At 64.0% G+C, this 24,613-nt stretch carries 19 protein-coding genes; 14 read left to right on the top strand and 5 right to left on the bottom strand.

Features of this window, described 5'->3' with window-relative positions; translation table 11 throughout:
• Positions 1–38 precede the first annotated feature (38 nt).
• From tldD to I0K07_RS14835, 3 genes are all read left to right on the top strand, one after another.
• Positions 39–1,454 carry a metalloprotease TldD gene (tldD, locus tag I0K07_RS14845; protein WP_203294798.1) on the top strand — a complete coding sequence of 472 codons (1,416 nt, stop codon included), beginning with the start codon at positions 39–41 and terminating at the stop codon, positions 1,452–1,454.
• A 231-nt stretch (positions 1,455–1,685) separates the two neighbouring features.
• Positions 1,686–3,683, top strand: coding sequence for a TonB-dependent receptor domain-containing protein (locus I0K07_RS16075; RefSeq protein ID WP_203294796.1), 1,998 nt, complete (start codon positions 1,686–1,688; stop codon positions 3,681–3,683).
• Between the two features lie 178 nt (positions 3,684–3,861).
• Complete coding sequence (locus I0K07_RS14835) at positions 3,862–4,758, top strand: aspartyl protease family protein (RefSeq protein ID WP_203294794.1); 897 nt, start codon at positions 3,862–3,864, stop codon at positions 4,756–4,758.
• Positions 4,759–4,830: 72 nt separating this feature from the next.
• On the opposite strand, the gene I0K07_RS14830 is transcribed toward I0K07_RS14835, so the two are convergent.
• The 3 genes from I0K07_RS14830 to I0K07_RS14820 form a co-directional block, all read right to left on the bottom strand.
• Positions 4,831–6,642, bottom strand: coding sequence for an oligopeptide:H+ symporter (locus I0K07_RS14830; RefSeq protein WP_203294792.1), 1,812 nt, complete (start codon positions 6,640–6,642; stop codon positions 4,831–4,833).
• 114 nt (positions 6,643–6,756) lie between these two features.
• Positions 6,757–8,133 carry a glutamate--cysteine ligase gene (locus I0K07_RS14825; protein WP_203294790.1) on the bottom strand — a complete coding sequence of 459 codons (1,377 nt, stop codon included), beginning with the start codon at positions 8,131–8,133 and terminating at the stop codon, positions 6,757–6,759.
• Positions 8,134–8,228: 95 nt separating this feature from the next.
• Positions 8,229–8,996: a 16S rRNA (uracil(1498)-N(3))-methyltransferase gene (locus I0K07_RS14820; protein WP_203294788.1), complete on the bottom strand. Its 768-nt coding sequence runs from the start codon at positions 8,994–8,996 to the stop codon at positions 8,229–8,231.
• Positions 8,997–9,073: 77 nt separating this feature from the next.
• On the opposite strand from I0K07_RS14820, the gene ubiA reads away from it, so the two are divergent.
• The 9 genes from ubiA to I0K07_RS14775 all read left to right on the top strand — a co-directional run bounded on the left by ubiA (position 9,074) and on the right by I0K07_RS14775 (position 20,535).
• Positions 9,074–10,000, top strand: coding sequence for a 4-hydroxybenzoate octaprenyltransferase (gene ubiA, locus I0K07_RS14815; protein WP_203294786.1), 927 nt, complete (start codon positions 9,074–9,076; stop codon positions 9,998–10,000).
• A 65-nt stretch (positions 10,001–10,065) separates the two neighbouring features.
• Complete coding sequence (locus I0K07_RS14810) at positions 10,066–11,475, top strand: M16 family metallopeptidase (RefSeq protein ID WP_203294784.1); 1,410 nt, start codon at positions 10,066–10,068, stop codon at positions 11,473–11,475.
• 2 nt (positions 11,476–11,477) lie between these two features.
• Entirely contained in the window at positions 11,478–12,926 is a 1,449-nt protein-coding gene (locus tag I0K07_RS14805; protein WP_203294782.1) for a M16 family metallopeptidase, read from the top strand.
• 102 nt (positions 12,927–13,028) lie between these two features.
• Positions 13,029–14,465, top strand: coding sequence for a M16 family metallopeptidase (locus I0K07_RS14800; protein WP_203294780.1), 1,437 nt, complete (start codon positions 13,029–13,031; stop codon positions 14,463–14,465).
• 26 nt (positions 14,466–14,491) lie between these two features.
• A complete protein-coding gene (locus tag I0K07_RS14795) occupies positions 14,492–15,910 on the top strand; it encodes a M16 family metallopeptidase (RefSeq protein ID WP_203294778.1) in 1,419 nt (472 codons plus the stop codon).
• A 191-nt stretch (positions 15,911–16,101) separates the two neighbouring features.
• Positions 16,102–16,701 (top strand): class I SAM-dependent methyltransferase, encoded by a 600-nt coding sequence (locus tag I0K07_RS14790; protein WP_203294859.1) that lies wholly within the window; start codon positions 16,102–16,104, stop codon positions 16,699–16,701.
• A 304-nt stretch (positions 16,702–17,005) separates the two neighbouring features.
• A complete protein-coding gene (locus tag I0K07_RS14785) occupies positions 17,006–18,790 on the top strand; it encodes an ABC transporter ATP-binding protein (RefSeq protein ID WP_203294777.1) in 1,785 nt (594 codons plus the stop codon).
• Between the two features lie 88 nt (positions 18,791–18,878).
• Entirely contained in the window at positions 18,879–19,712 is an 834-nt protein-coding gene (locus I0K07_RS14780) for a thioredoxin family protein (protein WP_203294775.1), read from the top strand.
• Position 19,713: 1 nt separating this feature from the next.
• Complete coding sequence (locus tag I0K07_RS14775; protein WP_203294773.1) at positions 19,714–20,535, top strand: PhzF family phenazine biosynthesis protein; 822 nt, start codon at positions 19,714–19,716, stop codon at positions 20,533–20,535.
• Between the two features lie 2 nt (positions 20,536–20,537).
• On the opposite strand, the gene I0K07_RS14770 is transcribed toward I0K07_RS14775, so the two are convergent.
• Positions 20,538–21,005 carry a hypothetical protein gene (locus I0K07_RS14770; RefSeq protein WP_203294771.1) on the bottom strand — a complete coding sequence of 156 codons (468 nt, stop codon included), beginning with the start codon at positions 21,003–21,005 and terminating at the stop codon, positions 20,538–20,540.
• Between the two features lie 207 nt (positions 21,006–21,212).
• Here I0K07_RS14770 and I0K07_RS14765 point away from each other — a divergent pair, with 207 nt between their 5' ends.
• Entirely contained in the window at positions 21,213–22,541 is a 1,329-nt protein-coding gene (locus tag I0K07_RS14765) for a trypsin-like serine peptidase (RefSeq protein WP_238934928.1), read from the top strand.
• Between the two features lie 6 nt (positions 22,542–22,547).
• On the opposite strand, the gene I0K07_RS14760 is transcribed toward I0K07_RS14765, so the two are convergent.
• Positions 22,548–23,801, bottom strand: a complete 1,254-nt coding sequence (locus I0K07_RS14760; RefSeq protein ID WP_203294769.1) for an alpha/beta hydrolase-fold protein — start codon at positions 23,799–23,801, stop codon at positions 22,548–22,550.
• A gap of 65 nt (positions 23,802–23,866) precedes the next feature.
• On the opposite strand from I0K07_RS14760, the gene I0K07_RS14755 reads away from it, so the two are divergent.
• On the top strand, positions 23,867–24,538 hold the full coding sequence (locus I0K07_RS14755; RefSeq protein ID WP_203294767.1) for a lysoplasmalogenase: 672 nt from the start codon (positions 23,867–23,869) through the stop codon (positions 24,536–24,538).
• The last annotated feature ends 75 nt before the right edge of the window (positions 24,539–24,613 follow it).

The following is a 24,613-nucleotide window of genomic DNA, read 5'->3' as shown; positions in this document are numbered from 1 at the left end:
CTATGTCATGATGTCGAGCCTTCCAAGGAGTGTGCGCCATGTCAGACGATGCGATCAGCCAATTCGAATTCGATGCCGACGATGTCGCGCCCATCCTGTCCGATACGCTGAACGGGGCGGATGATGGCGAGCTGTTCCTGGAAACCGCCGTCTCCGAAGCCCTGGTCTTCGATGATGGCCGGCTGAAATCCGCCAGTTTCGACAGCAATCGCGGCTTCGGCCTGCGCTGCGTCTCCGGCGAGGCCTTTGGCTATGCCCACTCCTCCGACCCGACCCTGGCCGCCGTGAAACGGGCCGCCGAAACGGCCGGTGCCGCACGGCGCGGCCATAGCGGTATCCTGGCGGATGCGCCGGTCGGCACGAATCGCAAGCTCTACGATGCCGTCGATCCGGTGGCGCACCCGACCTTCGACACCAAGGTGCAACTCCTGCAGGAGATCGACGCCTATTGCCGGACCAAGGATGCCAGCGTCGTCCAGGTTTCCTGTTCCATCGCCGGCTCCAAGCGCAATATCTCCATCATCCGCGCCAATGGCGACATGAAGACAGATGTGCGCCCGCTCGTGCGCCTGAATGTCCAGGTCACCGTGGAACGGGATGGACGCCGCGAAACCGGGTCTGCCGGTGCGGGCGGCCGCGCCGAGTTCGACCGCTGGATCGCGCCGGATGCCTGGAAGCCGCTGGCCGACGAAGCCCTGCGCATTGCCCGGGTCAATCTGGATGCCGTGGACGCACCGGCCGGCGTGTTCGACGTTGTGCTGGGTTCCGGCTGGCCGGCCGTGCTGCTGCACGAGGCGGTCGGCCACGGGCTGGAAGGCGATTTCAACCGCAAGGGCACATCCGCCTTTTCCGGCCGGATGGGCGAGCAGGTCGCGGCCAAGGGTGTCACCGTGATCGATGACGGCACCATGCCGGAGCGACGCGGCTCCCTGACCATTGATGATGAGGGCACGCCGACCGAGCGCACCGTCCTGATCGAGGATGGCAAGCTGGTCGGTTACATGCAGGACCGGATGAATGCCCGCCTGATGGGCCAGAAACCGACCGGAAACGGCCGCCGCGAAAGCTATGCCCACGCGCCCATGCCGCGCATGACCAATACCTACATGCTGGCCGGCGAGCACAAACGCGAGGAAATGATCGAAAGCCTGAAGGACGGGATCTATGCCGTGAATTTCGGCGGCGGCCAGGTGGACATCACCTCCGGCAAATTCGTCTTCCAGTGCACCGAGGCCTATCGCGTACAGGACGGCAAGATCGTCGCCCCGGTGAAGGGTGCCACCCTGATCGGCGATGGCCCGACCGCCCTCACCCGCGTGGAAATGATCGGCGATGATTTCGAGATGGATCCGGGCGTGGGCGTCTGCGGCAAGGCCGGACAGGGCGTGCCCGTCGGCGTTGGCCAACCCAGCCTGAAGATCACCGGCCTGACCGTCGGCGGGGCCGGCGGCTAGCTGCGCTGCAGCATAACGCGGCTGTGATCCACCTTACCGATCCTTACGTTTGATAAGGGTTCGACTTGTACTACCCCGGTCCTCAAGGGGGCCTGGGCAGGCACAAGCGTTAGGGACATTATGCGAGGGAAAGTATTGAGCGTGGCCGCAGGGGTCGCGACAGTCGCATTATTGAGTAATTCGGCATGGGCACTCCGCGACGACGCGGCGAGTGACGTTGCAGACAGCCAAGTGGACAGTCAGACCGGCATCGCAGTTTATGCGCCGGGCTTCTTCTCCAACTATTCACCCGTGACCGCGCTGGACATGGTGGCCCGCATTCCGGGCTTCTCCCTGTCCAATGGCGACACGAACCGGCGTGGCCTGGGCGACAGTTTCGGCAATCTGCTGATCAATGGCGCCCGCCCGTCCAACAAATCCCTGACCCTGCAAACCGTTCTGCAGCGCATCCCGATGGAAGATGTCGCGCAGATCGAGCTGATCCAGGAAGCCCTGCCGCAATACAATATGCGCGGCCATGCCCGCCTCGTGAACGTGATCCTGCGTGAAGGCGCCGGACGTTCCGGTGCCTGGACCGGCAATCTCACCCTGTCGGATTCCGGCCGTCTCGGTACACGCCATCAGCTGTCCTACTCTTTCCCTGTCAGCAATGCCGATGTGACCCTGGGCGTGGATGCCGGCTTCTCCGGCAACCGGATGCGACGCCGCGAAGAACGCTATGATGCCAATGGCGACCAGGAATACTTCTCCCGTGACAGCGATCAGCGCCGCTACACGGAAATCATCCCGACGCTTTCCGTGAACTGGACGCTGGACGAACGCTCCAGCCTGCGCCTGGACGCGCAGGGCCAGTATTGGGACTGGCACCGCAACCGCGCCAATTACGGTTTCGAGCCGAATGGCGATCCGCTCTTCATCGAACTCAATGAAACGATGAATTACGGCACGTCCGGTTCCGGCACGATCACCTATTCGCGCGAGCTGGGCGAACATCTCTCCTCGGAGACCATCCTGCTGGCCTCGCGCGGCCGCTGGGAAGAAGGTCCGGAACCCTATGCGCTGTATGACGCGCAAACCGGTTTCGTCGGTGCCACGATCGTGGTGTCCGAGACCAAGGATGAAGAAACCGCCCTGCGCCAGACCTTCAACTGGAACCGGATCGCCAACCACAATCTGGAATTCGGCGCGGAGACGGCGGTCAATGCCCGCGATACCACGGTGAACCTGTTCCAGGATGACGGTGTCACGGTGACGCCGATCGTCCTGCCGGTCACCTCGACCCGCGTCGAGGAAACCCGCAGCGAGCTGTTCGCCAACCATGTCTGGCAGGTCAATGACCGGCTGAGCATCGAGTCCGGCCTGCGCTACGAGATCTCCGAGATCGAACAGACCGGCGACGCCGAACAATCGCGTTCCTTCACCTATCCCAAGCCAAGCATCACCGTGAACTGGCGTCAGGATGACGATAACCGCTTCCGCTTCACGGCACGCCGCGACGTCGCCCAGCTGCAGTTCGACAAGTTCGCGAGCTCGGTCGACATTCAGGACAACAACTCCACGCTCGGCAATCCGGACTATGTGCCCCAGCGCACCTGGACACTGGAAGCAGAGTGGGAGCATCGCTTTGGTGAAGACGGCTCGGCCTCGCTGCAGATCGGCTATGACATGGTCGAGGATCTCGATGGCTGGGTGCCCGTCACTACGCCGGGCGGCGTGTTTGATGCGCCGGGCAATATCGGTGACGGCACCAATCTGCGGATCACCGGCAATCTGACCACGCCGCTGGACCGGTTCGGCCTGTCCAATGCCGTGCTGGACGTCTTCCTGGAGTGGTACAACACCAATGTGGAAGACCCGCTGACCGGCGAAGACCGTGTCTGGTCCGGCCCGCGCGAATGGGAATTGGCCCTGGATTTCCGCCAGACCTTCCCGCAGAGCGGCTATGCCTGGGGCTGGGATTATCACTGGGTCTCCAATGGCGAAGTCTACCGGGCCCAGCGTTTTCAGGTCTTCGACAATACCGATGGCGATCTGGACATCTATGCCGAGACGACCAACTGGTTCGGCATGACGATCCGCGCCGGCGTGGATGGCGTCTTCAATAATGGCGATGACCGGACGCGGACGCTCTACAATGGATCGCGGGCGAATGGCGTCATCTTCGCCACCGAACACCGCAATGTGTCCATGGGGCAGACCGTCTATCTGCGCGTCGTCGACACGTTCTGACGCATCAGGGACCCGGTTCGCCGGGTCCCATTTGCCGCCTCGGGCCGTTCGCGGCTAGAATGGCGAGACAAGGGACCGGTGCCGCAGAAGCGCCGGACCGGCTCCAGCAAGGGGGCAGCTGGCAGCACCTTGATACGGGACATCGGGTCCCGGGATCACTGTCGCGGGAGCCAGACGCATGCATTCAATCCTGAAGACCGGAATCGCCCTGGCCGCTCTGGGCCTGACGGCCCTGCCCGCCACGTTCGCCCTCGATGAGGACGTGACGCTGCAACGGGCGCCGAGCGGACATCTGCTCATCCCTGTCACGATCAATGGTGACGGACCCTATGATTTCATCCTTGATACCGGGGCCAGCCACAGCGCCGTCGCCTCGGCGGTGGCCGAGCAATACGGTTTCCAGTCGGACTGGGACGAATTCGACCAGGTCCAGGCGCTGACCACGCGCTTCTCGGCCGAATTCTTCGAACTGCCCAATCTGGGCTATTCCGGCCGGGCGCCCGCCAATATCAACAGCGTGGTCATCCCGGTGCCCGAAGGGCATCCCATCCCCGTGGCCGGCCTGCTAGGCGCGGACGCAATCGGCTCACCCCGCTATGCCATCGACTTTGCCCTCGGCCAATTGACCCTGGACGCCGCCGCGCCGCAACGCGTGGACGGGCAGATCAATTCGATCGGTCTGTTGATCACCACGGCCAGCATGCGGCGCACCTACCGGCCGGTTCACGTCCTGGTGGATTCCGGCAGCGCCCGCTCCATCGCCAATTTTCCGCTCGTCCGCGCGGCCGGCTCACGCCGAATGGGGCTGCGCATGGGCACGGTGAACGGGATTGATGGCCGCGAGCAGGAAAACATCGACACGCTGATGGTGCGCAATGTGGAGATCGGTGGGCTGTGCTTTGCCGGCTTCCAGATGCTGGAGGGTGATCTCGACATCTTCCGGCACATGGGCTGGGAGGACGAACCGGCTCTCATCCTGGGCATGGACGCCCTCCAGCACGCCCGCATCACGGTCGACCGGGAAACCGGAACCTTCGAACTGGCGGCCGCCACCAACCGGTTCGACTGCCGCTAAAGCTGACAGTCACGAAAAGAAAAAGGCCGCGGAGCGAACCCCGCGGCCTTTCTGTTTGGATCCGACGCCAGCTTACGGCGCGTCGGACGAGCGGTCCATGGACTGGCCACCCGCCTCGGTCTCGGTCGGATGGGGGACCATCTGGTCTTCAGCGCCCGCCATCAGCCATTTGATGACCGGCGACAGGAGCAGCATCAGGACGGCGATACCCATCGCGACCAGGCCCACATTGGAATAGACCTCGGCATAGCCCGCCTTGGCGGCCGCCACGTCGGTCAGCTGGCCACCCAGTGTCTCAGCACCCGTATTCGATGCAATCACACCGGCCAGGAAGTTGGACAGGCCGGAATACAGGAACCAGGCCCCCATCGTCATGCCGACCACACGCGCCGGAGCGAGCTTGGTAACGGCCGACAGACCGACCGGGGACAGCATCAGCTCACCCATGGTGTGGATCCAGTAGATGGCGAAGATGAAGAAGACCGGCGTCAGCGCCGCTGCGCCCACGGAATTGATGCCCAACACCAGGACGTAGAAGCCCAGGCCCGCCATAAAGACGCCCAGCGCGAATTTCACCGGCGTGGACGGGTTCAGCTTCTTCTTGGCCAGGGCAATCCAGGCCCAGGCCAGGAGCGGCGCGAAGATCACGATGAAGCCGGAATTCAGCCCCTGGAACACGGTGCCCGGGATATTCACCCCGAACATGGTCGTGTCGACGAGGCGGAAGGTGAAGAGGTTCAGCGAGGAACCGGCCTGCTCGAACAGAGCCCAGAACGGGATTTGTGCGAGCACGAAATAGATCGCGGCGAACATGCGCCGGCGTTCCAAACCCTTCATCGTGAACAGCGCCATGCCGCACAGGACAAGCAGCATGATCACGCCCAACGGGCCGAGAATGCCGCCCATGTATTCCGGGTTCATCACGGCCAGCATGGCCACGGCGATGATCGCCAGACCGGACAGATAGCAGGCATATTCGACATTGAGCGGGCCGAGGATTTTCTCCTTCAGCTTTTCCGGGTTCGGCGGCTCGGCGCGGCCTTCCAGCCAGGGCTGGAAGAAGAGGAAAGTCGCCAGACCGGCCAGCATGCCGATACCGGCCAGACCGAAGCCCCAGGCCCAGCCATAGACGATGCCAATCCAGGCAATGGTCGCGGAGGACAGGAGCGAGCCCAGATTGATGCCCATGTAGAAGATGGTGAAACCGGAATCCCGGCGCGTATCACCCAGCCCGTAGAGCGAGCCCACGATCGTGGAGATGTTCGCCTTCAGGAAGCCAACACCCGCAATGATCAGGGCCAGAGCGAGGTAGAGGATGTTTACGTAGAGCTCCTGCTGCTCCACGCGCGTCATGCTCTCATCATAGGGAATTTCCGCCGGCAGGCCGACTGCCTCGGGCGATTGCACCAGAATGCTGGCGCCGCCTTCGGAGAAGGAGATCATCGAGGAGCCGCTATCGGACACGATCATCTGGCTGGCAGTCGCACTGCGGCCGTCCAGTTCGATGACGTATTCGCTGCCTTCATAGGTCAGAATCTGCTGCGAACCGGACCCCTCGAAGGCCATGAGGCCATGGCCCAGAACGAGCAGGATGGCCCCGAATGTGACCGCTTTCCTCTGTCCCAGATACCGGTCGGCGAGCGTGCCGCCGATGATCGTCATCACGTAGACCAGCGCGGTATAGGCGCCGTAGATGATGCCCGATTGCGATTCCGAGAAAAGGAAGTGCTGGGTCAGGTAAATGATCAGCAGGGCGCGCATCCCGTAATAGGAAAAACGCTCCCACATTTCTGTCAGGAAAAGGATGGCCAGGCCCTTCGGATGCCCGAAGAAGGACGTGTCCTTGTTTTCCGCCGTTGCTGGCGTTGCGGTCGTGTCCGTCACGCAAAATCTCCCCATTACCCGCCCCACGCGGGAAAAATCATGGCGCGCAATTGACCATGGGGGAGAAGACCACTCAAGCCTGTGACGCGGCTGGGCCGGTCAAACCTGGGTGATCTAGTAGGCGCACTCGGTGAAGACGGGCTCGATCTCGCCGCCCCATTCGTCCTTGAAGCGGGCGATCAGATCGTCGGCGCGGGTCCGGCCGGTGCGGGCGATCTCGTCGAGATCATCGAGGAAGAGCGCTTCGTTTTCGCCGTGGCCGTTCAGGCGCTTGCGCGCATTGAGACCGGCGCGGGAAATGGCCAGAACCTGTTGGGCGACATCCTGCAGCGTGCCATTGCGGAAAGGCGTATGCAGACCGGTCTTGGCTGCGCCCAGACGCAGGGCATCGCGTTCGGCCTCGGTCCAATCCTTCACCAGATCCCAGGCGGCATCCAGAGCGGTATCGTCATAGAGCAGGCCCACCCAGAAGGCCGGCAGGGCGCACAGCGTGTTCCACGGGCCGCTATCGGCGCCGCGCATTTCCAGGAAGGTCTTCAGACGCACTTCCGGGAAAACGGTGGAGAGATGGTCTTCCCAATCGCTCATCACCGGCTTTTCGCCGGGCAGGATGTCCAGCTTGCCGGCGAGGAAGTCGCGGAAGGACTTGCCCGTCGCATCCAGGTATTCCCCGTTGCGCTTGACGAAATACATCGGCACGTCCAGCGCCCAGTCGCGATACTGTTCGAAACCGAACCCGTCCTCGAAGACGAAGGGCAACATGCCGGTGCGGTGATTATCCGTGTCGGTCCAGACATGGCCGCGATAGGAGAGGAAGCCGTTCAGCCCCTTGTCCTTGAAGGGCGAGTTGGCGAACAGCGCCGTCGCGATCGGCTGCAGGGCCAGCGAGACGCGGAATTTCTTCGCCATGTCGGCTTCCGACGAGAAATCCAGATTGGTCTGGACCGTACAGGAGCGGAACATCATCTGATGACCCATCGTGCCCACCTTGGGCATGTAGGCCTTCATCAGCTTGTAGCGCGCCTTGGGCATCATCGGCGTCTCTTCCAGGGACCATTTCGGCGAGAAGCCCAGGCCCAGGAAGCCGGCACCGATCTCGTCGGCCACTTCACGCACTTCCTTGAGATGGCCATTCACCTCGCCACAGGTCTGGTGGATCGTCTCCAGCGGCGCACCGGAAAGCTCGAACTGGCCACCCGGCTCCAGCGTGATGGAGGCGCCCTTGCGCTTGAGCGCGATCAGGACACCGTCTTCCTCGACCGGATCCCAGCCGAAACGCTGCAGGCCTTCCAGCATCTTCTTCACGCTGGGACCGCCGCCATTCTCATAGGGAAGGGGTGTGTGATCGCCCAGGGCAAAGCCGAACTTCTCGTGTTCGGTCCCGATGCGGAACGCATCAGCCGGTTTGGAACCGGCGGCGAAATAGCCTGTCAGCTGGTCCAGGTTCTCAATGGGAGCACCTTCGCCGCCCGGATTATACGTGCCGCTCATCGAAGCGCCCCGCTCTGCCTCAAAATGTCCGCATCAGATATGGGGGTGTTCGGCCCGGGACAAGGGTTGATGCCTGTATTTGTGCGATGCGCGGATCAGCTGCGCCAATCCCCTTGCAGGCTCTGCCAGAGCACGAGGGCTGCCACGGCAGCGGTTTCCGCCCGCAATATGCGCGGCCCCAGCGTCACCGCAATGACGGCATCGTGATCCCGCAGGCGCTGGCGTTCCGCCTCGGAAAACCCGCCCTCCGGCCCGATCAGGATCGCCGCCGGTCCCGCTTCCGCGTCCGCCAACGTGTCAGACATGGGCCGCCCCCGGCCCCGGGCGCCGCCCCAGGGCTGGCCCGTCTCATCGCCCGCCTCGTCGCAGAAGATCAGCGTGCGAGAGGCGTCCCAGCCATCAAGCACCCGGTCCAGCTTTTCCAGTCCGGCGAGCTCGGGCAGGTCGAGGCGTTCGGTCTGTTCGGCGGCTTCCTTGGCGATCAGCTGCAGCCGTTCCGGCTTGATCCGGTCGCTCTGGGTGCGCGCGGTGACGACAGGCGCGATACGGGCCACGCCCAGCTCGGTCGCTTTCTCGACGATCAGATCGGTCTTCTGACGTTTCACCGGAGCAAAGAGCAGCCAGAGATCGGGCACGCCGATCTGTTCGCGCGTCTGCTCGACCGGTTCCAGTACAGCCGTCTTGCGGCTGGCCTCGACCAGGCGCGCACGCCATTCGCCATCGCGTCCGTTGAACAGGCGCACCGTGTCGCCCTCGCCCCGCCGCATCACATTGATGAGGTAGTGGGCATCCTCTTTCGGCAGGGCGATGGCCTGGCCGGATTGGAGGTTCTGGGTGACATAGAGGCGCGGATCGGTTGACATTCCCCCGCTTTGACGGCGCTGTGCGTCAACGTCAAGAGCGCCTTGAATTGGCCCCATGGTTTTGCCACACCGCGAAAATGCAACTGAATTTCGACCGGCGAGTCGCCGACAGCCTTCCTAAATCCTGGGTGGACCGCGCTCCGACCGCGGTGCGCCCCTATCTGCGTCTGGCCCGCTATGACCGGCCGATCGGCTTCTGGCTGCTCGGCCTGCCCTGCTGGATGGGGCTGATGCTGGCGCGCACCGGCGAAGGCCTGGGCTGGATCGATCTCTATTATGCCGTCCTGTTCGCCATCGGTGCCGTCGCCATGCGCGGTGCAGGCTGCACCTATAACGACCTTGTCGACCAGGACCTGGATGCCCAGGTCGCCCGCACGGCGGACCGGCCGCTGCCGGCCGGCTCGGTCTCGCGCAAACAGGCCTGGCTGTTCCTAGTGGCGCAAAGCCTGGTCGGCCTGGTCGTGCTGGTGCAATTGCCGATCCTGGCGATCGGGGTCGGCCTGGCCTCCCTGCTACTGGTCGCCGCCTATCCCTTCATGAAGCGGATCACCTGGTGGCCGCAGGCCTGGCTTGGCCTGACCTTCAATTGGGGCATTCCCGTCGGCTATACCGCCGTGGCCGGCACATTCGACCTTACCGCCCTCGCGCTTTATGCCGCCGCCGTCTTCTGGACGCTGGGCTATGACACGATCTATGCCCATCAGGATGCCGAGGATGATGCGCTGGTCGGCGTGAAATCCACCGCCCGCCTGTTCGGCGAGAATTCGCAATACTGGGTCGCCGGCTTTTACGGCCTCAATGCCGTGGGCGTGGCGCTGGCCATCTGGCTGAGTGACGCCTCGCCCTTCGTCGTCATCCCCTTCACGCTCTACACTGCCCATCTGTTCAACCAGGTGCGCGAACTGGACATCACCGACGGGGCCCGCTGCCTCGCCCTGTTCAAGGCGAACCGGACCAGCGGCCTGCTTCTCGTCCTGACCTTCATGGTGGGCGCCCTGGTTTGACGGCCCGTCCGGTTCATGGCTGGATACAACCCTCAAGGGTGAGAAGAGAGCCGGGGTCAAACTGGATGTTGTTGAGTCTCAAGCGTTTCGCACGGGTTGCCTCCCGTGTGGCCTGTTTTGCTGCCGTCCTCGGGACGGGTCTGGTCCTGAGCCAACCGGCCCATGCCGACACGCCCTCGCTGGACATCCCCATCCATTATGAAACCCTCGACAACGGGCTGCGCGTCGTCCTGTCACCGGACAGCACTGTGCCGACCGTTTCCGTGGGCCTCTATTTCGGCATCGGCTTCCGCAGTGAACCGCCCGGCCGGACCGGCTATGCCCATTTGTTCGAACATCTCTATTTCGCCGGTGCCGAATTGCGTGGGGATATCCCCTTCGACGCGATCATCTCGGAGACGGGCGGTTCGTCGGCCGCGTTCACGCGTTTCGACTTCACCCGCTATGTCAGCACGGTCCCGTCCAACGCTTTGGACATGATCCTGTGGGCCGAGGCCGACCGCATGTCCGGCCCGCTGCTGACGCGTCGCCACATCAATTCCCACCGCAATGGCGTGCGCAACGAGATTTTCCTGAATGTCGAGAACCAGCCCTATCAGGGCTGGCCGCTGATCGACCTGCCGATGACGGCCTTCGTGAACTGGCACAATGCGCACAATTTCTACGGCGATCTGAGCGATCTCGACGCTGCCACGGCCGAGGATGCCCGCGAATTCTTCCGCCAATACTACACGCCGAATAATGCCGTCCTGGTCGTGGCGGGTGATTTCGACCTGGAGACGACCCGCACGCGCATCGCCGACTGGTTCGGACCGATCCCGCAGGGTCCCGCCCTGCCGGAACTGGATGTCAGCGAACCGGAACAGACCGCTGAGCGCCGCCGCGACCTCACCTATCCCAATGCCACCCAGCCCGGTGTCGCCGTGGGCTATCACATGCCTCCGCGCGGAACCCCGGAATACTACGCCATGATGCTGATCGACATGATCCTGATCTCCGGCGATGACGCCCGCATGCAGCGCGTGGCCGCTGACCAGGGCTATGGCAATCGGGTTTCGGGCAGCATCAATGCCCTGGGCAATGCCTATGACTACAACGGGCCGATGCTGTGGGAGTACAATATCATCCATCCCGACACGGTGAGTTCGGACGATGTCCTGGCCATGCTCGATGGCGAGATTGCCCGTCTGCGCGAAGAACTCGTCAGCCCAGAGGAAATCGCCCGCGCCCGTGCCAAACGCCTGGTGGAATTCTACATTTCCATCGACAACCCGTCCGAGCGCGACGGAATTGTCGATCTGCTGGCCAGCTTCGCCCTGTTCGACGATGACCCGACGCGGATCAACCGGATCGAGGAAGGGATTGAACACGTCACGCCAGAGCTGATCCGCGAAACCGCCCGCACCTATTTGCGGCCCGAACGGCGCAGCGTCGTGATGGCCATTCCCGGTTCCTCAGCCGAGGCAGGAGAGTGATCATGACCCACGCCATTATCCACTCCCTGCGCAGCCTTGCCGCCGCCGGCTTCGCCAGCCTGATCGCCCTCTCGCCCACCCTGGCCCAGGAGGCTGGCGAGACCAATCCGGCACCCAATGCCCACCTGCCGGCCTATATCGCGCCGCCCGGTCCGGTCCCCGGGTTCGAAACCCCCAACAACTGGACAATGGTTCTGGATAACGGGCTGGAAGTGACCTTCATCCCCTGGGGCATGACGCCCACCATCGATATCCGCGTGGAAGTCCGCGCCGGCAATATTGATGAAGGCCGCAATACCTGGCTCTCCGACCTGACCGTGGAAGTCATGTCGCAAGGCGCGGGCGGCCGGACCGACGACGAGATTGCGGAGACCTTCGGGGCGATGGGCGGATCGCTGATGTCCAGCGTCCGCACCGACCGCGCCACCTTCATGAGTTTTGTACTGTCGGAATACGGGCCGGAAGCCCTGGCCCTGCTGGCGGAAACCGTACGCGAACCCGACTTTCCCGAAGAGCGCTTCGAGGCCGCGCGAAGCACGATCATCCAGCTGGCCGAGGGCTGGCGTCAGCAGCCCGGCCTGATCGCCACGGCGGCGCTGAACCTTTACCAGCACCCCGAAGACCACCCTTTCTACACAACCATTCCCAGCCGGGCCCAGCTGGACAGCTACACCCTGGCCGATGTGCGCCGTTTCCACCGCGAGCATTTCGGGGCGGGGCGCACCCATATCTACATCACGGGCCAGTTCGACGCCGAGGCCATGGAAGCCGCCGTGCGGGAGCATTTCAGCGACTGGGAACGCGGTCCGGCGGATGAAGGCATTGATGCCATTCCGCAGGTGAACAATGTCGTCCACCTGATCGACCGTCCCGGCGCGCCCCAATCCACCGTCTTCTTGAGCTATCCGGTACCGCCCATCACATCGAAATCGGCCCCGGCCCTGGAAGTGATGGATACCGCGATGGGCGGCATGATCGTTGGTCGCATGATCGAGACCGGCAATTCCTATGCGCCGCAGACTTTCCTCAACTGGACCCGCGGCGGCGCTTCCTGGTCCTATACCGACGATATCGACACCGAAGCGACGGTCTCTGCCCTGCAGGACGTGCTGACCATTATCGACTATTCCACCTTCCGGCCCTTGCAGGCCGAGGGCATCGCGGACTGGATGATCGCCCGCTACATCATGTCGATCGGGTCGCGGCTCAGCCTGGTCAGCCAGATTGCCCTGCGCAATGAATTCGACCTGCCCGAAGACTATCTGGACACCTATGCCAGCCAGATCCGCCGCGTCGATGGGCATGCCGTGATGAATCTGTCGCGGGAATTCCTGGCACGCGACCGCATGACCCTGGTGATTGTCGGCGACATGGACCGGATCGAAGAAGGTATCCGCGCCTTGCCTCAGCTGCAGAATGTCCGCTTCGTTCGGGAGGGCGAAAACGAGTAGATCGGCGCGTTCGCATTAAATCTTGTCCATGACCCTTTGACCGGCAGAGCTGCCGCGGCTTTGATGGCGCCGACGCGTTTTCAAGCTCGCAGTGGGGATTTCATGCGCACCATTACAGGCCTGGTCACCGGTTTCGGTGCTCTGCTCCTGGTCGCCTGCCAACCGGCAGACGCACCGGAAGAGACAGGGACCGACACCGCCACGACCGACACTTCCGCTCCCGCCCTGTCGACCGATTTCACGGTCGATGTCAGCTATCACCAGCTGGACAATGGTCTGCGGGTCGTCCTGTCCGAGGATGACAGCGTGCCCACCGCGACGGTGGCCGTCTATTACGGGGTGGGGTTCCGCAATGAACCCCAGGGCCGCACCGGTTTCGCGCACCTGTTTGAACACTTGATGTTCCAGGGCTCGCGCAACCTGCCGCATGGTGCCTTCGACTCCCTGATCTACGGATCGGGCGGGGTGAATAATGGCTCCACCCGCTATGACTTCACCAATTACTTCGAAGTCGTGCCCTCCAACGCGCTGGAAGCGGTGCTGTGGGCCGAAGCCGATCGCATGGCCTATCCCGATCTCGACGAGGGCCAGCTGGACAATCAGCGCGAAGTCGTCCGCAACGAGGTCTTCGTGAATGTGATCAACCAGCCCTATGGCGGTTGGATCTGGATCGACCTGCCGATGGCGGCCAATGAGAACTGGCACAATTCGCACAATTTCTATGGCGACCTGACCGATCTGGACGCAGCCAGCCTGGAAGATGCCCAGACCTTCTTCGACCAGTTCTACGCGCCCAATAATGCGGTGATCGTGGTGGCCGGCGATATCGACCGGGAGGAGACGCTAGGCTGGATCGAGACCATGTTCGGCCATATCGAAGCCGGCGACCCGCTGCCTCAGATCGACGTCTCCGAACCGCGCCAGACCGAAGAGAAGTTTGCGGTGCGCGAAGATGCGCTGGCCAACCAGCCGGCCCTCGCCGTGGGCTATCACATGCCCGAACGCGGAACGCCGGAATATTATGCCATGATCCTGATCGACCAATTGCTGCTGCAGGGCGATGACAGCCGCCTCACGCAGAGCCTGGTCAATGAGGAAGGCTTTGCCTCCGGCGTGTTCGGCGGCATCAACCTCTTGGGCAATGCCTTCAATTATGACGGTCCCATGCTGTGGACGGTCGGCCTGATCCACGACAGTGAGTTCACGGTGTCCGATGTCATGACGACGATCGACACGACGGTCGAGGGCATCCGGTCCGAGCCGGTCAGCCAGGCCGATCTGGAACGCGCCCGCACCAAGCTCCTGTCCGATTTCTACGACACGGTGGACACCTCCACCCGTTTTGGACTGGTGGACCTTCTGGCCGCCTTCGCCCTGTTCGATGACGACCCGGAGCGGATCAACCGGATCACGGAAGGCTTCAACCAGGTCACGCCGGAACTCGTCATGTCCACGGCCCAGGAATATCTGCGCCCGACCAATCGCACCGTTCTCGAAGTCCGCCTGCCGGACGAAGAGACCGGCGAGAGCGACGACTGATTCAGGACCGAAAGAGGCATGAGACCATGAAAAACACCCTCATCCACGCGGCCCTGAGTGCCGCCTGCCTGGCCCTTCTGGCGCTTCCCGCCCAGGCCCAGGTTCACGAACAGCCCGCCATTGGCGAACCGGTGGCCTTCGAACTGCCCGAGACCCGGAATTTCTCGCTGGAAAACGGGCTGGACGTCACCTTCATTCCTTTCGGCCTGGCCCCGACCGTCGACATCTCCTTGCAGGTGCGCGCCGGCAATATCGATGACGGGTCGCAGACCTGGATCGCCGATCTGACCGGCGCGATGATGGAAGAAGGCGCCGGCGGACGCTCCAAGGCGGAAATTGCCGAACTGATCGCCTCCATGGGCGGCTCAATCAATGTCGGCGTGGGCACGCACACGACCACCCTGTCGACCGGCGTGCTGTCGCAATACGGACCGGACGCGCTGGCCCTGCTGGCCGATGTCGCCCAGCGGCCGAACCTGGAAGAGACCGAGTTCGAACGCGTGCGGGCCAATCTGGTGCGCAATGTTGATGTGTCCCGAGCCCAGCCGGGCTCCATCGCCACGGAAGCCTATCGCCGCCTCCTGTTCGGGGCGGATCACCCCTATGGCAATATCCTGCCCAGCGAAGAGCAGTTGCGCGGCTATACGATGGAGGATGTGCAGGCCTTTTACACGTCGCATTTCGGTGCCGGTCGCGCCCGCCTCTATGTGGCCGGGCATTTCGACCCGGTCGCCATGGAAGCCGCTGTCCGGGAAGCCTTCTCGGACTGGTCGGCCGGAGCGCCTGACGCGGCCACACCGGCCCTGGCCCAGCCCGGCCCGACGGTCATGCTGATCGACCGGCCCGATGCGCCGCAGACCACGCTGCGCCTCGGCTTCCCCACCGCAGGTCTGGGCAGTGAAGACGAACCAGAGCTGACCGTGATGAATGCGCTGCTGGGTGGATCCTTCACCTCGCGCCTGGTCCGCAATCTGCGCGAGGACAAGGGCTATACCTACTCGCCGGGCTCCAGCTCGACCTGGATGCTGGATGGCGGCATCTGGACCTTCAATGCCGATGTCACGGCCGCCGATACGGCCGCGGCCCTGCGCGAGACCTTCTACGAGATCGAACGCCTGCAGACGGAGACGCCCGAGCATGAGGAGGCCCAGGGCATCCGCAATTGGCTGGCCGGCATTTTCATCCTGCAGAACGCCTCGACCGGTGGCCTGATCGGCCAGGTCTCCCGGCGTGACCTGTTCGGCCTGCCGGCGGATTATCTGGACCAGTATGTACCCGATATCCTCGCCGTCTCCGACGAGGCCATCTCTCAGACCGCCCGCGATTATCTCCCGCTCGACCAGATGACACTGGTCCTGGTGGGCGATCTGGCGCTGATCGAAGAGGATGTCCTGGCCCTGCCGCAGCTGGCCGGAGCGGATATCCTCCGCCCTGACGCCGACTAGGTCCGGGAGCCCGGAACAGTGAGAACGGCCGGGCCCCGCGCTCGGCCGTTTTTCTGTGTGCACATGACGTGACGGCTTGCCCCGGAACCACAGCCGCTCTATCGCCGGACAGCCCGATCAGGAGAGCGTGCGTGACCCGGCCCGTTTCACTCGACAATCCCGAGGACTTTGTCCGCCGCAACACGGCCTTGATGGCGCCGCCGCTTGTGCCGGAAGTCCAGCTTCACCTCGCCGTGGAGACAGTCGAGATCTGGGAGCGTACCGAAGAAGCACTGGGCGAGATGGGATTGCCGCCCCCCTTCTGGGCTTTTGCCTGGGCCGGCGGGCAGGCACTGGCACGCTACTGCCTTGACCAGCCGGACATTCTGGCCGGCCAGCGCGTTCTGGATTTTGCCGCTGGCGGAGCCGTCTCCGGTATTGCCGCGAAGAAGGCCGGCGCAGCTTCCGTGGAAGCCTGCGAGCTGGATGCTTTCGCCATTGCCGCCATCCAGGCGAATGCCGCGGCCAATCATGTCACCCTGGAGACCCGGCTGGGTGATCTGGTGGGCACGGATGATGGCTGGGATGTCGTGCTGGCCGGCGATGTTTTCTACGAGGCCGAACCGGCCCGCCTGATCGGGGGCTGGCTGGAGCAGCTCAATGCCCGCGGCGCGACCGTGCTGATCGGCGATCCGGGACGCTCCTTCCTGCCCCAGGACAAGCTGGAAAAAATGGCCGAGTACACCGTACCCGTCACCCGCGACCTGGAAGACCGGGAAGTGCGCTATGCGAAGGTCTGGCGCTACAAATAGGCCTGTGCCTCCTTGGCCACACCCCGGCATGAACCGGGCAGGTGCCGCTCACCATGCCTTGCCCCCATCTCCGCATCGGGCTACTCCGCGGCCCTCGGATCAATCGGCAAAGGTAGGCAGATCCATGACTCGATACATCCCGGCCTGACGAGGCGCCGACGCGCGCCCCGCTCCTGGAACACCCAATCCCGCGCGATGCGGAGGCGGATTTCAGGCACTCGACGCGTCGCCCTGTTTGTTTGTGGATGTATTCAATTCATGAGGACGGAACCTCTCCCCGCCCCGGCGCGGTTCCGCAACTGCCATGTCCGACTCTATCGAAATCGAAGACGAAACGACGCGTGACCGCGTCCTGAACAATACCCAGGTCCTGGCCTATCTCGGCCGGCAATGGGCGCGGCGCCCCTGGCTGCTGGCCGGGATGATCGGCTTTGTCAGCCTGGCGACCGTCACCGAACTCCTGATCCCGCTGGCGGCCGGCCGGCTGATCGACGCGCTGGCGGCCGGTCCCGAGGGCAATACCCATTGGACTGCCCTCGCCGGTTATATCGGTGTCGCCGCCCTCTTCTACCTGTTCCGCCAGATGTCCTCGCGCTGCGAGGTTCCCTTCTCCTCGGCGAACATGGCGGACCTGACGACAGAAGCCTTTTCCAAGGTCCAGCGCTTCTCGCTCGACTGGCATGCGAACACATTCGCGGGCTCGGTCGTGCGCAAGATCACGCGCGGCATGTGGGCCTATGACAATCTGACCATGAACATCGTCTATGGCGTGGCCCCGTCCATCGCCGTGATGCTGGGCATGGCCGGACTGATGGCGGTCCGCTGGCCGATCGTCGGCGCCGTCGCCCTCGGTGTGATGGCCGCCTTCGTGACCTCCAGCCTGATGCTGAGCCGGTATTACATCCGGCCGCAGAATATTCGTTCCAATGCGCTGGACAGCCAGATTGGCGGTGCGCTGGCCGACGCGGTCGGCGGGATTGCCACGGTGAAGGCCTTCGGGGCGGAAACGCGCGAAGATGCCCGCTTCCACGACCTGGCCTGGCGCTGGCGCGCGGAGGCCAAGAAGACCTGGACGCGCTTCGTGAATTCCTGGCTGGTCAATATCGTCACCGACCTGTCCATGCAGGCGGCCCTGGTCGGTCTGCTGGTCTGGCAATGGTCGCGCGGTGCAGCCAGTGCCGGCGATGTGGTGGCCGCCCTGACCGCCTACATGATCGTCGCCTCCTATATGCGGCGCTTCGGCGAACAGGTGCAGCAGGTCCAGAAATCCATGGACGAGATCCAGGACCTGGCGATCTTTGAAATGCAGGAGCGCGATGTCGAGGATCACCCGGATGCGACGGACTTCCGGCCGCAACAGGGCGCGATCCGCTTCGACCAGGTCGGCTTCACCTATGCCGGCCAGGAACGCCCGCTCTATACCGACTTCTCCGTGGCCATCCGGCCGGGCGAGAAAGTCGCGCTGGTGGGTCCGACCGGATCGGGCAAGTCGACCTTCGTGAAACTGGTCCAGCGTCTGTATGACGTGAATGAGGGCCAGGTCCTGATCGACGGGCAGGATGTGCGGCATGTCTTCCAGGACAGCCTGCGCCGGAATATCGCCTTGGTCCCCCAGGACCCGGCGCTCTTCCACCGTTCGATCGCGGACAATATCGCCTATGGCCAGCCCGATGCGACCCGCGAGGCCGTCATCGAAGCGGCGAAGGCGGCGCATGCCGACGCCTTCATCCGGCGTCTGCCGCAGGGCTATGACACGCTGGTCGGCGAACGCGGCGTGAAGCTGTCCGGCGGCGAGCGTCAGCGCGTCGCGATTGCCCGGGCCATCCTGGCCGATGCCCCCATCCTGATCCTGGATGAGGCCACATCGAGCCTGGACAATGAGACCGAGCGCGACGTGCAGGCGGCGATGGAAGCGGTGATGGCGGGACGGACGACGATCCTGATCGCCCACCGCCTGTCGACGATCCGCGATGCCGACCGCATCCTGGTCTTCGAACGCGGCCGTGTTGTGGAACAGGGCACGCATGAGGAGCTGGCGGCGAATGATGCGGGCATCTATGCCCGTCTCGCCGCCCTGGCTGCGGGCTGAATTCAGGGCGCCGGTCTGACATCCCTGTCACTGGCGCCCTGATCCCCGTCATGCTTTGCTGCCGCCCTGTCGCCACGAGAGTGTTTCCATGCGTCTGATTGCCCTGTTCAGCTTTCTCCTCGTCCTGATCCCCACCGCCTGGGCGGAGGACGACCATCCGCGTCCCTTCGACCAGAATTTCAACGCCATGCCCGTCGTGGACGAAGCCCTGGCCGAAGCGCGCGACAGCGACAAACGCCTGCTGCTCGTACTGGGTGCGAACTGGTGCCATGACAGCCGCGGCCTGGCGCATCATTTCGAAGACCCGGAACTCGCCGCAACGATCGCGGAGAATTATGTGCTGCGCTATATCGATGTCGGCTGGCGCAGCGAGAACCAGGCCGTTTCCTCCCGCTTTGGCGTGCCCGCCGTCTATGCCACGCCGACCGTGCTGGTGATCGACCCGGAGAGCGAAACCCTGCTCAATCGCGAGGACCGGACCCGGTGGGGATCCGCCGCCTCCACGCCGATTGAAGACGCGCGTGACTGGTTTGCCCGCTGGGCCCATGAAACCCCGTCCCGCAGCGGCGTGCTGGAATCCTCCCTCGTCTACCAGGCCATGCTGGTGGAGATCGACATTTTCGAGGAAGAAGAAGCCGAACGTCTCGCCGCCGCCTATCGTGATATCGCCGTCTGGCGCGAAGCCCCGGCTCCGGGCCGTCCGCCGGATTTCGATGCGCTGGAACGGGAAGTGGAATCCTGGCGCCGCAGCCTGCCCCGTCAGGTCCAGACCCTGCGCGGCCAGGCGCGCAGCCTGGTGGCCGGTGCGCTTTCCGAGATGGCCGGTGATGAACCGCTCACGCCGGAAATCGTCGCCCAATTCGATTTGCTCGATCCCGACCTCGCACTCGATTTCGAGCGCCATGAGAGCGAGGTCTGGTGAGATGGCGCGCTGGCCCTATTTCGAGGTTCACGCCTTTGCCTTCCCGGACCGCGACTTCACCGGCAATCCGGCCGGCGTCTGCCTGATGGAGGACTTCCCGGAGGACCGGGTGCTGGCCGGCATAGCCGCCTCCAATAATCTGTCCGAGACCGCCTTTCTCGTCCCGCGCGGGGAGGATGTCTGGCATTTGCGCTGGTTCACCCCGGCGATCGAGGTGGATTTGTGCGGCCATGCCACCCTGGCCTCGGCCTCGGTCCTGTTCGCGACCGGTCGCGTCAAAGGCGGCAAGGCGGCGTTTGACACCCGTTCCGGCCGGCTGGAGGTCAGCCGCGACGCAGCCGCGGGCTTTGCCATGGACCTGCCGGCGATCGGCTACAAGCCGGCGAAACCCTCCCCGGCCCTGAGTGCGGCCCTGGGCCTGGAGACCGAACCCCAAGCCGTCTTCCGCGTCGACAAGATTCACGGTGCCGAATACCAGATGTGGGTGATGGCCGATGAGGCCGATGTGAAACTTGCCGAGCCCGATCACGGCCAGCTGCGCAAGCTGGACACCAATATCATCCTGACCGCGCCGGGCCGCGAGGTGGATTTCGTCTCGCGCTTCTTTGCCCCGGCCTCCGGTGTCGACGAGGACCCGGTCACCGGTTCGGCGCATTGCACGCTGACGCCCTACTGGGCCGAGCGCCTCGACAGGCCGCGTCTCTCAGCCCGCCAGATCGGGTCGCGCCCGGGCGCGCTGGAGGTGGAAGACAAGGGCGGACGCGTGACGCTTTATGGTCACGCACCGCTCTTCCTCACTGGCGAGATCAGTCTGGCCGGTTAGCCTCAGTACCGGCGGCCATGCCGGTCCCAGCGGCCGCGATGGCCGGACCGGTCGTCAAAGCGATAACGGCGGTCATGATAGCGGCCGCGCGGATATTCGATCCGGACATCAATCCAGCGGCGGTCGCCCCAGCGATCCATGATGTAGAAACCGCCATTGCGGGCGCGATAGACCGTGCCGGGCGTGTCGAAACGGTGATTGTCAAACCGGGCCGGACGCAGCCGGGCATCCCAGCGATCCGCTTCATAGCGCCAGGCACGCGGCGGACAATTGATCACCCGGCGGTCTTCATAATCCTCGCGCAGATCCGCACGGCTCGTGGTGACGCGACTGTCATGCCGGTCTTCGCGCAGATCCGGACAGGCCGACGCGTTGAGAACCCAGGTATCGGCGCTGGCGGCGCCGGCGAAAGCCGCCGAGCCGAGTGTCGAAAGCACCAGGGCGGCAGCGAGTGTCTTGATCGAAGTCATGGCGTTTCCTTTCCTTCGGCAATGAGCCTTCGTGTTGAATGCAAGGAAGCCATGACGCGGCTGAGCCCGGCTTGAATACCGCGTTCAGGGGACAGTCATGTTTGTGAACATTAGATAGAAAGGCGATGCGCTTGGTTTCATGACGGGATTGGCGCTAGCTTTGGGGCAGGAGCCGCAGACCGGCTCAAACAGGGGACAGGACATATGATGACCGCTCGCCATTTGATCGCCGCCTTGCTGTTCAGCGCCATGCCGGGATGGGCTCTCGCCCAGCCTGCCCTGCCGGATGAACCGGCCCTGGAAGGCGCACCTCCGGCGACACAGGCCATCGCGACGGAAGAACGCCTGTCCAGCCGCGAGATCGCGCGCCTCCTGCGCCAGGCCGGCAGCAAACCGCCCAAACCGGGAGACGCATCGGGCGCTGCCGCCCGCTATACCGGCGATGATTCCTGCCAGTGGGCGAATGATGGCGAGTGCGATGACCCCGGTCTGGGAACCGGGGCCTGCCGACAGGGCACGGACTATTCAGACTGCTGGCGCCTGGTTCAGGGCGTCGAGGACAATACCTGCCGCTGGGCCAATGATGGCGAATGTGACGAGCCCGGCTTCGGCACCGGCGCCTGCACCCAGGCGACCGACCTGGCCGATTGCGGCGACATCATCCATCTGCGCTTCCGCAATGACAGCTGCGAGACCGCTTTTGACGGCGTCTGCAACGAGCCGGGCGTCGGCGATGGCACCTGCGCGGAGCGCACTGACCGGGCCGATTGTTTCGGCCGCGACCGCCCGCTGACCATCAATGACCATTATTTCGGCCATGACGACCGGGTCTTCATGGACACGTCCGTCTTCCCATGGGTGGTTGTCGGCCAGATCAGTTTTGACTCCGGCGGCGCCTGCACGGCCACGCTGATCGCAGACGATGTCCTGGTCACGGCGGCGCATTGCATCGCGGACAATGGGCGGTTCGACGCCCGTGGTACATTCGAGACCGGCTATGGCCTGCCCGGCGGCCCGGTTTCTGCGCGGATCATCGACTATTTCACCGACCCGCAATGGAATGAGCAGCGCTTCTCCTCGACCGATGATCTGGACGGAACGGACTGGGCCTTGCTGAAGATCGACACGCCCCTGGGTGCGCAGCTCGGTCATGTCGGCGTTCGCGGTCTGGTCGATGCGGTCGGCTCGCGCACGGCGCTGCGCACGGATCTCTACCAGGCCGGATACAGCTGGGACACCGGCACCCATTTGTCCGGAAATATCGGCTGCCACATGGTCAACGTCTATGATGACAACACCATGGCCCATGATTGCGACACGACCCGGGGCGATAGCGGCTCACCCTTCATGGTGCGCGAGGGCGATGAGTATTTCGTGGTCGCCACCGACTCCAATTTCCGCTCCAACCCGAACGGGCCGATGATCTATATCGCCGCGCGGTCGGACCGCTGGGCGCAATATGTCGAGGATTTCGCGGCTGGCGAGATCGGCAATATGCGGCGCCCTGCCGCCGGGACGAGCAAACCGCCCAAATAGGCCGGATCACTCCGGGCCGAGCAGGTCCGCCAGCCCTTCGGCCAGGGCGTGACGCCAGCCGGCCACATCATGTCCGCCGGGAAATTCACGCAGCGTGACCGGATAGCCGTGCGCGGCCAGAACCGCGGCAAGATTCCGGTTCGTCTCCAGCATGACATGGCCACCATTGGTGCTGGTGACGACATATTCCAAACGCCCGGCCGCCAAATGGAAACGGGGCGCAGAGGCCGGTGCTGCCGCGATCTGACGCCCCAGCCATTCCGGCGCCTCGCCGTCCGGAGCCCAGTAGAAACTCCCCGACAGCGCAATCGCACCGGTGAAGACATCCGGCCGCTCGAGCGCCGCGAGACCGGACACCAGACCGCGTCGTGAGGCTCCGGCCAGAATGACCGGGCAGTTCTCCGCCGACAGGCCCTCTGACCGCATCCAGGGCACCAGCTCGTCGGCCAGGAAGTCCACCTGGTCCGCATAGGCGCGACCGGCACTGGCCGTGTCCAGCTGATCGATCAGGACCAGATGCGTGGGCGGAATGCGCCCGGCCCGCACCAGATTGAACACAATGTCCCGGGCCGGCGCGCGATCGCCCCAGAGAAAGGCGTCATAGAGAACCAGGACCGGCGCACAGGCCGCCGCGCCGTGCGAACGCTGCACCCTCAGCTGCACCGAGCGGGACAGGGCGGTGCTCTGGAGAACCCGGTGCTCGGCCTCATCCGGCCAGGACAGAACGGGACGCACCGCAGCCTGGTCCGGTGCCCGGTCCAGCCGCAGGACCGACTCGCCGGAGCGCCCGCGCAAATGGCGCGGGTTTTCCGGATCCGGAACCCGCTCCCAGCGCCCGGCGCGCAAGGTCTCGAAGGAGTAGACGGCTTCCACATCACGCGGCACGTCGATCCGGATCCACCAGATGGGCGTGCCGGTCAGGCGCTGCAGCGGCAAGGTGAAGTCACGGCGATAATCCGTGACCGGCTGACGGGCCAGCGGTGCCGCGACCACACTGTCCAGCCGGACCTGTTCCACATCCGGCGCGGAGCGGTAGACGAAGGTGACACGGGCCAGACTGTCATCTTGCGGATGGGGCGTGATGATTGGCAGGGCCTGGGCCGACAACTCATTCCAGACCAGTTCCACGGCCTGCGGCTGAACGGCCAGCCTGTCCTGCGCGGCCTGGATGGCGGCAGGCAATTGCGCACTGGCCAGGCCGGACAGGCCCGCAGCACACAACGCGGCAACTCCCCATTTCGCCAAACGCGCCAGCCGCATGCCCTTGTCCCTTTTGCCCGTGACAGCCGCAGTCTAACCTCGCCGCAAAAATCGGGGAGACATCAATGACAGGCTTCACCCAACGGCTCGCCGGGGACCGTGTGGCACAGATCATACTGGGCCTGTCGGCCCTGTTCGGCCTGGCCTATCTCTTCAATGATTTCGGTTTTGCCGCGCCCTACCCCGCCAATGTGGTGATCAAGGCCGCCGGTATCATTCTCCTCGCCGCCTTCGCGCTCCAGCAAAAACACCCGATCCTGGCTTTGGGCCTCTTCCTCGGCTCGCTGGGCGACATTTTCCTGGCCCTGGAACCGACCCAGCTGGCCTTCGGCATTGCCGCCTTCGGCCTGGGACATCTCGTCTATATCTATCTTTTCGTGCGGATCCGCCTGACCCATGGCGGACGCGCAGGCTGGAGCCGGATCGCTGCGCTGGCACTGGCTGCCTACGGCGTCGTCATCCTGTCCTGGCTGCAGCCTTATTTCGGCGAGCTGCAAGTCCCGGCTTCGATCTATAATGCCATCATCCTGATCATGGCCGTTCTGGCCCTGATCGGTCGCGCCTCCCCCATTGCCGTGATCGGGGCGCTGCTTTTCGTGGCCTCCGACAGTGTCCTGGCCGTCCGCCTGTTCGCCGAACAGCTGCCCTGGGCCGGCTGGGTGGTCTGGGTGACCTATTATCTCGGCCAGGCCGGTATCGCCTGGGGTCTCACCGAGCCTGCACCGTCACCGGAGTAACACGCCGCGTATATTTTCATGCAGGACGCGCCTGTTCTGGCTTGGTCGTTGCATCCCCCGGTGTCACAATCCTTA

Origin of the sequence: Maricaulis parjimensis (genome assembly GCF_016817355.1) — a bacterium.
GTDB classification, from domain to species: Bacteria; Pseudomonadota; Alphaproteobacteria; order Caulobacterales; family Maricaulaceae; genus Maricaulis; species Maricaulis parjimensis.
This window is presented reverse-complemented; position numbering and strand designations above follow the sequence as displayed.